General features: G+C 71.2%; 16 protein-coding genes. 7 read left to right on the top strand and 9 right to left on the bottom strand.

Annotated features, from left to right (window positions below; genetic code table 11):
* Nucleotides 1–11: 11 nt before the first annotated feature.
* Nucleotides 12–557, bottom strand: a complete 546-nt coding sequence (locus tag VQ02_RS09345; RefSeq protein ID WP_048443909.1) for a type 1 glutamine amidotransferase domain-containing protein — start codon at nucleotides 555–557, stop codon at nucleotides 12–14.
* Between the two features lie 138 nt (nucleotides 558–695).
* Between VQ02_RS09345 and VQ02_RS09340 the strand changes: the two genes are divergently transcribed.
* Nucleotides 696–917 (top strand): hypothetical protein, encoded by a 222-nt coding sequence (locus VQ02_RS09340; protein WP_048443908.1) that lies wholly within the window; start codon nucleotides 696–698, stop codon nucleotides 915–917.
* Between the two features lie 150 nt (nucleotides 918–1067).
* Here the strand turns inward: VQ02_RS09340 and VQ02_RS09335 are convergent, their stop codons facing one another.
* The gene (locus VQ02_RS09335; protein WP_048443907.1) at nucleotides 1068–1454 is read right to left on the bottom strand and encodes a hypothetical protein; all 387 of its coding nucleotides are present in this window, start codon (nucleotides 1452–1454) and stop codon (nucleotides 1068–1070) included.
* A gap of 163 nt (nucleotides 1455–1617) precedes the next feature.
* On the opposite strand from VQ02_RS09335, the gene VQ02_RS09330 reads away from it, so the two are divergent.
* From VQ02_RS09330 to VQ02_RS09315, 4 genes are all read left to right on the top strand, one after another.
* Nucleotides 1618–1938: a DUF6496 domain-containing protein gene (locus VQ02_RS09330; RefSeq protein ID WP_048443906.1), complete on the top strand. Its 321-nt coding sequence runs from the start codon at nucleotides 1618–1620 to the stop codon at nucleotides 1936–1938.
* 26 nt (nucleotides 1939–1964) lie between these two features.
* The gene (locus VQ02_RS09325; protein WP_048443905.1) at nucleotides 1965–2171 is read left to right on the top strand and encodes a hypothetical protein; all 207 of its coding nucleotides are present in this window, start codon (nucleotides 1965–1967) and stop codon (nucleotides 2169–2171) included.
* A 223-nt stretch (nucleotides 2172–2394) separates the two neighbouring features.
* A complete protein-coding gene (locus VQ02_RS09320; RefSeq protein WP_048429112.1) occupies nucleotides 2395–2607 on the top strand; it encodes a cold-shock protein in 213 nt (70 codons plus the stop codon).
* 183 nt (nucleotides 2608–2790) lie between these two features.
* Nucleotides 2791–3018, top strand: a complete 228-nt coding sequence (locus VQ02_RS09315) for a hypothetical protein (protein ID WP_048443904.1) — start codon at nucleotides 2791–2793, stop codon at nucleotides 3016–3018.
* A gap of 142 nt (nucleotides 3019–3160) precedes the next feature.
* Here the strand turns inward: VQ02_RS09315 and VQ02_RS09310 are convergent, their stop codons facing one another.
* The 7 genes from VQ02_RS09310 to aspS form a co-directional block, all read right to left on the bottom strand.
* Complete coding sequence (locus tag VQ02_RS09310; protein WP_048443903.1) at nucleotides 3161–4030, bottom strand: 3'-5' exonuclease; 870 nt, start codon at nucleotides 4028–4030, stop codon at nucleotides 3161–3163.
* A 32-nt stretch (nucleotides 4031–4062) separates the two neighbouring features.
* Nucleotides 4063–6543: an NAD-dependent DNA ligase LigA gene (gene ligA / locus VQ02_RS09305; RefSeq protein ID WP_048443902.1), complete on the bottom strand. Its 2481-nt coding sequence runs from the start codon at nucleotides 6541–6543 to the stop codon at nucleotides 4063–4065.
* Between the two features lie 90 nt (nucleotides 6544–6633).
* A complete protein-coding gene (locus VQ02_RS09300) occupies nucleotides 6634–7002 on the bottom strand; it encodes a HepT-like ribonuclease domain-containing protein (RefSeq protein ID WP_048443901.1) in 369 nt (122 codons plus the stop codon).
* A complete protein-coding gene (locus VQ02_RS09295; protein ID WP_048443900.1) occupies nucleotides 7002–7298 on the bottom strand; it encodes a nucleotidyltransferase family protein in 297 nt (98 codons plus the stop codon). Before VQ02_RS09295 ends, VQ02_RS09300 begins: the two co-directional genes overlap by 1 nt.
* Nucleotides 7299–7347: 49 nt before the next feature.
* Nucleotides 7348–8412 (bottom strand): acyltransferase family protein, encoded by a 1065-nt coding sequence (locus VQ02_RS09290; protein WP_048443899.1) that lies wholly within the window; start codon nucleotides 8410–8412, stop codon nucleotides 7348–7350.
* Nucleotides 8406–9311, bottom strand: a complete 906-nt coding sequence (locus VQ02_RS09285; protein WP_048443898.1) for a glycosyltransferase family 2 protein — start codon at nucleotides 9309–9311, stop codon at nucleotides 8406–8408. Before VQ02_RS09285 ends, VQ02_RS09290 begins: the two co-directional genes overlap by 7 nt.
* Before the next feature lie 13 nt (nucleotides 9312–9324).
* Nucleotides 9325–11139, bottom strand: a complete 1815-nt coding sequence (gene aspS / locus VQ02_RS09280; protein ID WP_048443897.1) for an aspartate--tRNA ligase — start codon at nucleotides 11137–11139, stop codon at nucleotides 9325–9327.
* A gap of 301 nt (nucleotides 11140–11440) precedes the next feature.
* Here aspS and VQ02_RS09275 point away from each other — a divergent pair, with 301 nt between their 5' ends.
* Nucleotides 11441–11821 carry a hypothetical protein gene (locus VQ02_RS09275; protein ID WP_048443944.1) on the top strand — a complete coding sequence of 127 codons (381 nt, stop codon included), beginning with the start codon at nucleotides 11441–11443 and terminating at the stop codon, nucleotides 11819–11821.
* A gap of 164 nt (nucleotides 11822–11985) precedes the next feature.
* Nucleotides 11986–13149: a ribonuclease D gene (gene rnd / locus VQ02_RS09270; RefSeq protein WP_048443896.1), complete on the top strand. Its 1164-nt coding sequence runs from the start codon at nucleotides 11986–11988 to the stop codon at nucleotides 13147–13149.
* Nucleotides 13150–13436 lie beyond the last annotated feature (287 nt).

The raw sequence follows: 13436 nt of genomic DNA, 5'->3' as shown, positions 1-13436 counted from the left end.
TCGTGGCGGCCTTACTGAACCTCCTCAATGATCTTGGCCGAGAAGGCGTCGAGGTCGCCCGGGTTGCGGCTCGTGATGATTCCCTTGTCGGTGACGACCGGCTGGTCGTGCCACTCGGCGCCGGCATTGATGACGTCGGTCTTGATCGAGGCGAAGGAGGTCATCTTGCGGCCCTTGGCGGCACCGACCTCGACCAGCAGCCAGGGCGCGTGGCAGATCGCGGCGACGACCTTGCCGCTCGCCAGGAAGCCGCGCAGGATCTCGAGGGCCTTGGGCTCAAGGCGCAGCTTGTCCGGGTTGATCTGCCCGCCCGGCAGCACCAGGGCATCGTAGGCGGCCGCATCGAGGCTCTCGATGTCGGCGTCGACCGTCACCGGGCGGCCCCAGTCGGTCTTGTCCCAGCCGCGGATGCTCTCCGGCTTCTGGCGCGATCTCGGCGCCGCTACGGTCACCTGGGCGCCGGCCTCGGCCAGCTTGGCCTTCGGGACCTCGAGCTCGGCCTGCTCGAAGCCGTCGGTCGCCATGATGAGGATCTTCGCCTGCGTGATGCTGGGCATCGGCTTATTCTCCGCGGGAGTATGGGATGCCCTGGCAACGACCTTGGGTCAGGCCGGTTCCGGCCGCCTGCCGCGACGGAACTGCGCCGCGCCGGGCCGGTTGACTCTCATACCCCCAACCCGAGAGGAGGCACGACCATGGCCAATCCAGGCATGCCCGGGCACGAGCCGAACCCCGGCGGCGGCATTCCGGGCGACATCCCGCCGCCCGTCGCACCCGACGAGCTGCCCGATACCGGCCCGACCGGGCCGCGCTCGCCCTATCCGGTGAACGATCCGGGCATCACCGACCCGACCGGGCCCGGCTCCGAGCCGGACTACCTGCCGGGCGGCCCGACCAATCCCGGCACACGCTTCTGAGTCTGCTGCGCCGCCGAACGGAGCCGTTCCGCGGCGCGGGATGAGCCTGAACGGGCGCCGAGCGCTCACGCGTCGACGCGTGAGCGCTCCGGGATGAGACGCACGAAGGGCGCCCGCTCGGGGCGCCCTTCTCGCTGTCGGGTCCCGTCGTCAGTGGCCGCCGTGCGAGCTGCGCACATCCCGCGGCGCGTTCAGGATCTCGTTGAGGCTGGTGGCGACGTGCCGCGCCTCCTCGTCGGTGAGGCGGAGCTGGAACGGGGGCAGTCCTCCGGCCTGGAGGGCGACGACGGCCTGGCCCTGCTCGTCGGTGCCGACCTCGATCGCCGCGGAGGTCACGTCCAGCATCGCCGCCTCCTCGTCGCCGAGGTCGTCCATGTCGGCCTCGTCCGGCTCGTGCATGACCGTGAGGAGCTGGCCGACTGCGCGCACGAGGGCGCGGGCCGCGCTGGCATCCATGATGACCGCGGTGGCCTGATCGTCCTTCTGGAACGAGAGCTGGATGTTGGAACCTTCGAGGGAGACCGAGATACCCGCCATGGAGCGTCCGAAACTGCACGATGTCGCCCGTATATGGGAGCAATCTGCCGGACGCGACAGGGAATTCCACGCAAGCCCGTCCTGCATACCCCGAAACGCGCCGGCATCGGCGGCGTTGATCGTGCGAGAGGGCGCGCACGGCGCCCGCGGACGGAGCAGGCCGATGGCCAGGACCACCGAGGCCCAGAAGGGCACGATCGCCCGGGTGATGCACGAGTTCAAGGAAGGCGAGCTGGAGCGCCGCGACGGCGAGCCGGTGAAGGACCGAAAGCAGGCGATCGCCATCGCCCTGCGGGAGGCCGGCGCATCGAACCAGGAGAGTCCGGCGGACAACCGGGCGCACTTCCGCCGGACCCGCGCCAAGGAGCGCGACACGCGGTCCCAGGCTACCCGCGCCGCGCTCTACGACGAGGCCAAGCGCCGGGACATCAAGGGCCGCTCGCGGATGAGCCGCAGCGAACTGGAGCAGGCCCTCAACCGTTGAGCGGGCTCACTCGAGGAGAGCCCCGCATGACCTCCAAGCAGCCGAAGACCACGACACCGACCGACGCCGACCTGAAGGGCAATCCTGGCATCGGCACCTCGAAGGGCATGAGGATGTCCGGCGGCGATCCGGAGGATCTCGCCGGCGCCAACACCGCCGAGGGCGACGTGGCCAACGACACCACGCCGCAGGGCGGCGTCGACCCCAACCAGCGCGGGCGCACCAACCGCTGACACGCCTTCCGCGCATTCGAGGCCGCCCTGCCTTGTTCCGGACAGACTGGGTTCCTACATGGGGTTCAGCGACAACGGGCGGACGGCCTCGGGCGATTAAGCCCCGCGTGGGCTTTTCGGGCCCCGCGACACAGCCCCCTCCCGGACAATTGGCGCCGTCGCGCCGCGCTGCTCTCGCCTGAGGGCGGCCCGTCGCGACTTCTAACGAGACGAGGACGACCGCGTGAATACTGGTACTGTCAAGTGGTTCAACGACCAGAAGGGCTTCGGCTTCATCCAGCCGGATAACGGAGGCAAGGACGTCTTCGTCCACATCTCCGCGGTGGAGCGGGCTGGCCTGCGCGGCCTCGTCGAGGGCCAGAAGGTCTCTTACGAGCTGCAGGCCGACCGGCGCGACAGCACGAAGATGTCTGCCGTGAACCTGCAGGTCGCCTGAGGCGGCCACGGCCTAGGTTAACGTGATCTTAACGGGTCTACCGTTAAGGTTACGGAACCTTGGCCGTACTGGAGCGTTGTGAGCCCGCGGGCTCATCGCATGCTCCGCTGGCGGCCACCCGGCCGCCTGCCACGCACAGTCGCTCCGATGAGGAGCGGCGCAATGATAGAAGAAAAGACATCCATGTTGTTCGAGTTTACCCGGCGCGACGGCGCGCCGACCGTCTTCAACGACGGCACCACTTTTCACGTCGACCAGATCAGCCGCTTCGGCGAGGGCAAGAACCCGACCGACGTCAGCCACCTGATCGACCGTAGCTACGGCTATCACTCGTCCCGCGAGCTGCGTTGGCATCTCGCCGAGCGCTTCGGCCTGAAGCCGAACGCGGTGGCCCTACGCGAAGCCCATTAAGGGCTGAGCGGGACATCATCCGCCGTCACCGTACGAGGCGGGCCGCACGCGAGTGCGGACCCGCCTTTGTCATGTCCAGGGCTCGGCCTCGAAAGCGTCCCGGCCCGGAACGGGCGGGGCGGGAGAGATCGGTGCGGCGGCCTCAAGCCTGCCGCAGCAGCCCGGCCAGAGCCGCCACGTCTCCCGGATTGCCCGACAGGAGTGCATCGACCTCGCCGTTGGCCAGCGCCCGGACGTGCCGGCAATCGGGCCGGAACCGCGCCCCGGCGCAGGAACAGCGCAGGCGCGGCCCGTCGCGTCCCTCGATCAGCCGCACGTCGTAGGGCGTACCGGTGCTGCCCCGGACGACGAAGTGCAGGAGCGGCGTTCGGCTGCGAATCGGCGCCACCGCCCGCAGGGCCCGGGCCGCGATGCCGTCCGGCGACGGCGCCCCCTGCCCGGCCCGCTCCCGGACGAGGCCGAGGCGCCGAGCGAGGCTGGCGATGTCCGGTGCCCCGGCCTCGCGCGTCACCGCCAGCGCGATCTCGGCGCACGCATAGGCGTCCTCGCCGGCATCGTGGTGGCGAAAGGTCACGCCGACCCGGGCGGCCAGCGCCGAGAGCCGGTAGGTCCCTTGCCCCTGTCCGCCCTCCCCCGGCCAGTGCCGCCGGGCGAGCTGCACGGTGCAGAGCGAGGTGTAGGCCGGCTGCGACAGCCCATAGGCCTGGAGCGTCGCGGCGAGCACCCCGACGTCGAAGCTCGCATTGTGGGCGAGCACGAGGCTGCCGGCGATCTCCGGCAGGAACGGCGCCATCGCCTCGGGGAAGGACGGCGCGTTCGCCACGTCCCGCGGCCGGATGCCGTGGACCCGGATGTTTCCGGGCGAGAAGCGCATCTCCGCCGGGCGGATCAGCCGCGCTTCCCGCCGCACCACCCGCCCGCCCTCGATCCAGGCGAGGCCGACGGCGCAGGGGCTGTCGCGGCGCTCGTTGGCGGTCTCGAAGTCGATCGCGAGGGTGCGGAGGCTGGTCATGCCGGCGCTTTTCCCAGCGAAGGCGCCGTTTTTCAGGCGGCCGCCACCATCGCCAGCCACTCATCCTCCGAAACCACCTTGACGCCGTGCTTCTCGGCGTCCTTGAGCTTGCTGCCCGCGCCGGGCCCCGCCACCACGAGGTCGGTCTTGGCCGAGACCGAGCCCGAGACCTTGGCGCCGAGGCGCTCGGCCGTCGCCTTGGCCTCGCTGCGGGTCATGCGCTCCAGGGTTCCGGTGAACACCATGGTCTTGCCGGCGAAGGCGGCGGCCTGTGCCACCGGCGCTGCCCGCTCGGTCTCGACCTCGGCGAGCAGGGCCTCGACCGCCGCGACGTTGTGACCTTCCGAGAAGAACTGGATCAGCGAGGCGGTGGTGACGGCGCCGATCTCGCCGTCGTCGGCGAGCGCCCGGTAGGCGTCGCCGGGAACCTGGGCCGCTGCCCGCTCCACCGCCGCGCGCACGCCGGCGGCATCGCCGTAGGCCTCGACCAGGGCCTCGCGCTGCGGCGCCGACAGCCGCGCCACGGCGCCGCCGGCCAGGAGGTCGAGATCGGGCGCCTCCGCGGCCGCGGCGAGCAGCCGGTCGCGGGTGGTGGCGCCGACGCGGTTGAGGCTCGCGAGGGCGATCCAGTCCGGCCCGGGCTGGCAGGCGGCCGCGGCCGCCACGCCCGCCATCAGGGCCGGCATGTCGGGAAAGTGCTTGGCCAGGGCCTTTGCGGTGGCCTCGCCGACCTGCTCGATGCCGAGCGCGAAGATGAACCGGTTGAGCGGGATCGTCCTGCGCGCCTCGACCCCGGCGAGCAGGTTCTTGATCGCCTTGTCCTCGTCGTCCTTCTTCTTGGCCGCCTTCTTGACCTCCTTGCCGGCGGCGAGCGCCCGCTCGGCCGAGAGGGCCTGGCGCCGCGCCACCACGGCGGCCTTCAGGGGCTCGAAGTCGAGGCGGAAGAGGTCGGCGGGCTGGCGCACCAGGCCGGCCTCGAACAGGGTCTCAATGTAGGTCTCGCCGAAGCCCTCGATGTCGAAGGCGTTGCGGGAGACGAAGTGCTTGAGCCGCTCCTGGCCCTGCGCCGGGCAGATCAGGCCGCCGGTGCAGCGGCGCACCGCGTCGAGCTTGCCCGTGCGCGGGTTGAGGCCCCTCACCGCGTGGCTGCCGCAGGCCGGGCAGGTCTCGGGGAAGCGGTAGGGCACAGCGTCCTGGGGGCGGCGCTCCAGCACCACGTCGGCGACCTTCGGGATCACGTCGCCGGCGCGCAGGACCACCACCGTGTCGCCGACGCGCACGTCGGAGCCCTGCGCGAGGTCGGCGTCCTCCCGCAGGGACAGCCCCTGCCAGATCGGCACGCCGCTGCGGATCGCGTTGCCGTCGGCATCGACGCCGTGGACGTAATCCTCGTTGTGGAGCGTGGCGTTCGACACCACGACGCCGCCGACCGTGACCGGCCGCAGACGCGCGAGCGGGTTGAGCGAGCCGGTGCGGCCGACATTGATGTCGATCGCCTCGACCACCGTCGTCGCGCGCTGGGCCGGGAACTTGTGGGCGAGCGCCCAGCGCGGCGCCCGGGCGACGAAGCCGAGGCGGCGCTGGAGCGCGAAGGAATCCACCTTGTAGACGACGCCGTCGATGTCGTAGCCGAGCTCGGCGCGCTGCGCCTCGATCATCCGGTAATGCGCCAGCATCCCGGCGGCATCGCTGCAGAGCACCGTCAGCGGGTTCACGGGCAGGCCCCAGGCGCGGAACGCCTCGATCATCCCGTACTGGGTCTCGGCCGGCTGCGCCGACATCTCGCCGGCGGCGTAGGCGAAGAAGCGCAGGGGCCGCGAGGCGGTGATGCTGGAATCGAGCTGGCGCAGCGAGCCGGCGGCGGCATTGCGCGGATTGGCGAAGAGCGGCTTGCCGGCCTCCTCCTGGCGCGCGTTGATCCCGGCGAAATCGGCGTGCGACAGGTAGACCTCGCCGCGCACCTCGCACACGGCCGGCCAGTTCGTCCCGGCCAGCACCTCCGGGATTTCCTTGATCGTGCGGACGTTGGCGGTCACGTCCTCGCCGACCTCGCCGTCGCCCCGCGTCGCCGCGGCGACGAGGCGTCCGTCCTCGTAGCGCAGGGACAGGGACAGGCCGTCGATCTTCGGCTCGGCCGTGAAGCCGACCGGCTCGCTGGAGCCGAGGCCGAGGAACCGGCGCACCCGGTCGACGAACTCGCCGATCTCCTCGTCCGAGAAGGCGTTGCCCAGCGAGAGCATCGGCACCGCGTGCCGCACCTTGGCGAACTTGTCCGACGCCTTGGCGCCGACGCTGGCCGAGGCCTCACCGGTCCCGGCGAGATCGGGGAAGCGTGCCTCGATCGCCTCCAGCCTGCGGCGCAGAGCGTCGTACTCGGCATCCGAGATCGTCGGCGCGTCCTCGCCGTGGTAGCGCCGGTCGTGCTCCGCGATCTCCGCCGAGAGGGCGGCGTGGAGGCTCTGGGCGCTCTTTTGGTCGAGGTCGTCGAGGGCAGGGGCGCGGGTCGGGGGCATGGACGCTCTTGGGCGAATTAACGATTGCAGCGTGTCATAGCGGATGTGGGTTATGCAGATCCTGACGCTTGCTGCATCAGCGCCTCGGCCTCAGCGTGCCTCCGTTTCACGGCCTGGATCCGTCTCGGACAGCAGCGCGTCGACGGCAGTCCGCAATGGTGGAAGCTCATCGACGACGATGCCCCAGATGATAGGGTCGGCGAGGCTGTGATACTCGTGCCGCAGCACGTTCCCGATCCCGCGAATTTTGCGCCATGGGATTTCCGGCCGTCGCGCCTGGATGTCCGCCGGTACCGCACGACTGGCTTCCGAGATGATCTCTATGCCGCGTTGAACGCCGTGCTTCAGAAGCCAGTCACCCGCGTAATCCGTGAGGTCCTTGCCTGCTGTCGCGCGCAGAATGCCATCGATCGCGGTCAGCATGTCGTCGAGAGCGTGCCGGTACTCACGCGGAGCCATCAGAAAACCCTGATCGCCGATCGTTCGATGCGCTCGCGAAGCCGCGGGTGCAGGCTGTCGCGGGTAGTCACGTCGACCGGCGTGCCGAGCCTGTCCTCCAGGAAGAGCTTGATGCCGACGAGGTCGAAGCCGTTGAACCGGCTCTCGGGATCGTAGTCGATGAACAGGTCGAGATCGCTGTCGACCTGGGCTTCGTTCCGGGCGGTCGAGCCGAACAGGTGGAGCGACGTCGCGCCCATCGCCCGCACGCCGTCGGCATGGGCCTTGAGTCGAGCAATGGCGTCGTCGCGAGTCATGCACTCATGATACCGCGCGCCCGGGCGACAGGCCACGGCCGGACGGCGCTCAGGCCAGCGCCTCGCGCCGCTTCCCCATCACCCTGGCCTTCCACCCCAGCGCCGGCCGCTCGACGAAGCGCCAGGACAGGGCCGCCACCGCGAGGGTGAGGACGAGCGACGGCCCCAGCAGCAGCCAGGCCGAGGCCGTCGGGAACAGGGCGTGCAGGCTCTGCTGCACCGGCCAGCCGTACAGGTAGGTGCCGTAGGAGAGGTCCGCCCGCGGGTCGAGGACGGGGTGGCGGATCGGCGGGGCGAGGCCGAGGCAGAGCACGCCGTAGGCCTCGGCGAGGAAGAGCACGGGCGGGTAGAGGGCCGTGCCATGCACGAGCGCCGCCAGGGCCAGGAGCGCGAGCGCCAGCGGCCAGCTCAAGGTGGCGCGGTCGGCGTAGAGGAACAGGGCCGCGCCGGCGGCGAAGATCAGCGGCAGGCGCAAGGACGTCTCGAGGCCCTTGGGCATCTCGCCCTCGCGCAGGCCGGCGGCGGCGAGCGCCACCGCGAGGCCGGCGACCAGAAGGGGGGCGAGCCAGCGCCAGCGGAGCGTCCCGAGGAGCCCCGCCGCCAGGAGGCCGAGATAGCACAGAACCTCGTACTTGAGCGTCCAGACCGTCCCCATCGGGAAGCGGAAGGGGTTCTCGGAGAAGACCCCCGGCAGGGCGGCGTTGCTCTTGAAGGTGGTGAGCGTGCCCTGGATGAACCGCCACAGGGCCGGATCGCCCCAGTAGGCGGAGAGGTTCAGGCTCGTCATCAGGCTGCCGAGGCCGAGCGCCACGGCGAGCGTCGCCGCCACCAGCCCGGGGACGATGCGCAAGGCCCTGGCGACGACGTAGTCGCGGGCGCCGCGGCGCATCAGGCTCATGGTGACGAGGAAGCCCGAGACGGCGAAGAAGCCGTTCACCGCATGCTCGCCGAGCGTGTAGCCGGTCGCCCGCGCCAGCGGCTCGTCGAGGACGAGGCCGGTGGTGACGCTGAAGCCGTGCGACACCACGACGAGGAGGGCCAGCGCCAGCCTTGCCGCGCCGAAGGCGTTGTGCGGCCGGGCGAGGCCGGCCGCGACGGTGATGCCCTTCACCATGATGCCCCATCCGGCCGCGCCGCCGGCTCCTCCTCCAGCCCCTCCCGCGCCAGGGCGCTGCGGCCGCGCCGCGCCGCCCAGGCGCCGGCGACCGAACCGCCGTAGCGCTCGATCCCGGACCGCCGGAAGGCGAGCGCCGCCAGCAGCGCCTTCACGCCGTTCTTCGCCAGCATGGCGCCGGTCGGGTCGGGCAGGCCGTACTTGCGCGAGACGTAAGATCGCGACCAGGCCTGGTGCCAGCGGGAGCGGCGCACCCGGCCGGGCTCGGGCGCGCTCGAGGCCCCGCGCCCGTGGAGCGCCACCGCGCCGTGGACGTGGACGAGCGCCCTGCCCGCGTCGGCGATCCGGCGGCAGAGGTCGTCGTCCTCGTAGAACAGGAAGATGTTGGGGTCGAACCCGCCCAGCGACAGGAAGAGGTCGCGGCGCACCATCAGGCAGGCGCCGGACAGGAACGGCGCGCAGGCGTCGCCCTCGGGCGGGGTCAGGCGCCCGTGCGGGTTGGTGAGGTAGGGCGCGAGCAGCGAGCGCGGCTGGTAGAAGAAGCGCCCGTCGGCCTCGACGATGCGGGGCGCGAACAATCCCGCGTCGGGATAGGCCTCGGCTGCGGCGAGCAGCGCGTCGGCGGCGCCGGGCTGGAGCTCGACGTCGGGGTTGACGATGAGCGCGTACTCGGCCCGTCCCGCCGCCCAGATCCCGGCATTGTTGCCCCGGCCGTAGCCCTCGTTGCGGGGCAGCCGCAGCACCCGCGCACCGAGCCGGGCGGCGAGGTCCGCCGAGCCGTCGCGGCTGGCATTGTCGACGACCAGCGCCGGGACGTGCTCGCGGGCGAGCGCCGCCAGGCAGGCCGGCAGCACGCCGGCACTGTCATGGGCGACGACGACCGCGACGAGACCGGGCACCCGGGCGCGCCGGTCAGGCCTGCTTCTGCGGCAGGTTGAGGCGGATGTGCAGCTCGCGCAGCTGCTTAGGGCTAACCTCCGAGGGCGCGCCCATCATCAGGTCCTCGGCGCGCTGGTTCATCGGGAAGAGCACGACCTCGCGGATGTTCGGCTCGTTGCAGAGCAGCATCACGATGCGGTCGACACCCGGCGCGATGCCGCCGTGGGGCGGAGCGCCCATGCGCAGCGCGTTCAGCATGCCGCCGAACTTCGCCTCCAGGACCTCCTTCGGGTAGCCGGCGAGGGCGAAGGCCTTCTCCATCACCTCGGGGCGATGGTTGCGGATCGCGCCCGAGGACAGCTCGATGCCGTTGCAGACGATGTCGTACTGGAACGCCTTGATGCCGAGGATCGTCGCGTGGTCCTGCGGGTCGAGGGCCAGGAAGGCGTCGTGGTCGAAGTTCGGCATCGAGAACGGGTTGTGCGAGAAGTCGACCCGCTTCTCGTCCTCGTTCCACTCGTACATCGGGAAGTCGGTGATCCAGCAGAACGCGAACTGGTCCTTGTCGGACAGGTTCAGCTCGTCGCCGACGCGGATGCGGGCCTTGCCGGCGAGGCCCGCCGCCTTGGCCTCGGGCCCGGCGGAGAAGAACACCGCGTCGCCGGCCTTGAGCCCGGCCTTGGCGGCGATGGCGGCCTGCGCTTCCGCCGGCACGAACTTGGCGATCGGCCCGCGGCCGGTGAGCTGTCCGCCCTCCTCCTCGAACACGATGTAGCCGAGGCCGGGCGCGCCCTCGGAGCGGGCCCAATCGTTGAGCTTGTCGAAGAACGAGCGCGGCTGGGACGCCGCGCCGGGGGCGGGCACGGCGCGGACCACGCCGCCGGCCTTGATGGCGTTCTTGAACGCGTTGAAGGTCACGTCCTCGCGCAGGAACTCGTCCGTGACGTCGGCGATGACGAGCGGGTTGCGCAGGTCCGGCTTGTCGACGCCATACTTCAGCATCGCCTCGGCGTAGGGGATGCGCACGAAGCTCGGCGAGACGCGCTTGCCGTCGGCGAATTCCTCGAAGACCGAGCGCAGCACCGGCTCGACGGCCTGGAAGACGTCCTCCTGCGTGACGAAGCTCATCTCGATGTCGAGCTGGTAGAACTCGCCCGGCGAGCGGTCGGCCCGGGCGTCCTCGTCGCGGAAGCAGGGCGCGATCTGGAAGTACCGGTCGAAGCCGGCGATCATCGTCAGCTGCTTGAACTGCTGCGGGGCCTGCGGCAGGGCGTAGAACTTGCCCGGATGCAGGCGCGACGGCACCAGGAAGTCGCGGGCGCCCTCCGGCGAGGAGGCGGTGAGGATCGGGGTCTGGAACTCGAAGAACCCGCCCTCGCGCATCCGCCGGCGCAGCGAATCGATGATCGCGCCGCGCCGCATGATGTTGGCGTGCAGCTTCTCGCGGCGCAGGTCGAGGAAGCGGTACTTGAGCCGCGTCTCCTCCGGGTATTCCTGGTCGCCGAAGACCGGCATCGGCAGCTCGGCGGCGGCGCCCAGCACCTCGAGGTCGGTGATGTAGACCTCGACCGCGCCGGTCGGGAGCTCCGCGTTCTCGGTGCCGGAAGGCCGCTGGCGCACCCGCCCGTCGATGCGGATCACCCACTCGGAGCGCACCGCCTCCGCCGCCTTGAAGGCCGCGGAATCGGGGTCGATCACGCATTGCGTGATGCCGTAATGGTCGCGCAGGTCGATGAACAGCACGCCGCCATGGTCGCGGACGCGGTGGCACCAGCCGGAGAGGCGGACGGTCGCGCCGACGTCGGACGGGCGGAGCGCCCCGCAGGTATGGGAACGATAGCGGTGCATGGGCGTGTCTTCGCTGTCCAGAGTCTCGGCTGCCTCGATCGGGCCGGCAGGCCGGGCGCGCGGGCGGGCCGCCCGCACGTTAAAGCGTGCCGGCACCCATTCACGAAGGGGGGAAGCGAAGTCAAGCGCGGGGCGTCGCGCGGGCCCCGCGGACGGGTGTTCCGCGCTTGCGGAACAAACAACGAACAACTATATTATCCCCATGGATCAGCACAGCTTTTTCGGCTCGTTCGAGCCCCCGTCCGATACCCTGCCCGACCCGCCCGGCGGCACCGCCGCGACGGGCCGCGCGTCGCCCGCCATGCGCGAGGACGAGCCCGTCCAGCGGCAGGACACGTTCCTCGAGCGCCAGGACGGCGCCTGGCGCGTCCTGCCGATCGAGGGCCGGTTCGAGCTCGTCTACGAGGACGGCAACGGCGCCTGGAGCGTGCGCCGGCTGCAGGCGCACGAGCTCAAGATCGGCCCAGGGCGGGTGCTGGTCGGCGGCACCGACCGGGACCGCGACGGTTACCGGGGCTTCCGGGCCGATCGCATCCACCGCCTGACCGACCGGGATTCCGGCGAGCGGGTGGAGCGCAACATCCTCGACTGGCTCACCCGCCGGGCCGAGGCGACGCGGCGCGCCCGGGCGACGGCCCTGCGCAAGGCGGCGCGCCGGGACGGCGGATCGCGCGCGGCCTGACGGGCGCGTGCGGCGCATGGGCGCGGTGCCTTTGGGCGCACTGCGTTGAGCGCGGCGCCGTCCTGGGCCGCGGCGAACACTCTCGTTCACCACGCCGCCCAATCCCCATGACTCACGCCGTCGGCGTCTCGCCCTCGGCGGCCGGCTCCGTTATAGCCGAACCTATGAAGCTGATTACTTCGACGGAAGAACTCGCCTCCGCCTGCGCGCGCTTCGCCACGCAACCCTTCGTGACCGTCGACACGGAGTTCATGCGCGAGACGACCTACTATCCGAAGCTGTGCCTGATCCAGATCGCGGCGCCGGACGGGTCGACCGCGCTCGTCGATCCGCTGGCCGCCGACATCGATCTCGCGCCGTTCTTCGCCCTGATGGGCGACGAGCGGGTGCTGAAGGTCTTCCACTCGGCCCGGCAGGATCTCGAGATCATCTGGCTGCTCGGCGGGTTGCTGCCCCAGCCCTTCTTCGACACCCAGGTCGCCGCGATGGTCTGCGGCTACGGCGACTCGGTCTCCTACGAGCAGCTCGTCAACGACGTCGCCAAGGCGAAGATCGACAAGTCCTCGCGCTTCACCGACTGGTCGCGCCGGCCGCTCTCGGACGCGCAGCTCAGCTACGCCCTGTCGGACGTCACCCACCTGATCAAGGTCTACGAGGTCCTGGGGAAGGAACTCCTCGCCACCGACCGCGGCGCCTGGCTCGACGAGGAGATGGCCGTCCTCACCTCCCCCGACACCTACCGGGCCGACCCGGACCAGGCCTGGCGGCGCCTGAGCAGCCGGATGCGCAAGGCGCGCGAGATCGCCGTGCTGATGGAGGTGGCGGCCTGGCGCGAGCGCGAGGCGCAGACCCGCAACGTGCCCCGCGGGCGCATCCTGAAGGACGAGGCGGTGATCGACATCGCCACAGCCGCGCCGCGCAGCGTCGAGGCGCTCGGCCGCCTGCGCACGATCCCGGCCGGGTTCGAGCGCTCGCGCACCGGGGCGGACATCCTGGCCGCCGTCGAGCGCGGCCTCTCCCGCGATCCCTCGACGGTGCCGATGCCCGAGCGCGGCCGCCCCCGCAGCGGCGGCAACGGCGCGCTGGTCGAGCTCCTCAAGGTGCTGCTCAAGGCGGTCTGCGAGGAGGAGCGCGTGGCCCCGAAGATCATCGCCACCGTCGACGACCTCGAGGCTCTGGCGGAGGACGACGCCGCCGACGTGCCGGTGCTGCACGGCTGGCGCCGCGGCCTGTTCGGCGAGAAGGCCCTGGCGCTCAAGGCCGGGCGCCTGGCGCTGTCGGCGGAGAGAGGGCGCGTGGTGGTGCGGGAGCTGCCGGAGGACCGGTGAGACCCGGCGGCCCCGGAGCCGCCGCCGGGCGAGATCGGGACCCGCACGGCAACCGCGTGCAGCGATCGGCCTGATCCCCCGCAGGGACCGGGCGCAGCCGAACCGTCTTCCGCGAGGAGGCTCGTCGGCAGCGCTCCCCCACTCCGAATCTGCCAGCGACACCGTAATACCGCCGCGCCTTCGAACGGACCCGTTCGGAGGCGCAAGGCAAGCCCGAACGGGCGCCGGCGCTGATGCGCCGGACGCCTTCGCATCGACGTGTCGATGCGAAGGCGCGAGGGTATAAG

This window comes from Methylobacterium variabile (genome assembly GCF_001043975.1).
Classification (GTDB): Bacteria; Pseudomonadota; Alphaproteobacteria; order Rhizobiales; family Beijerinckiaceae; genus Methylobacterium; species Methylobacterium variabile.
This window is presented reverse-complemented; position numbering and strand designations above follow the sequence as displayed.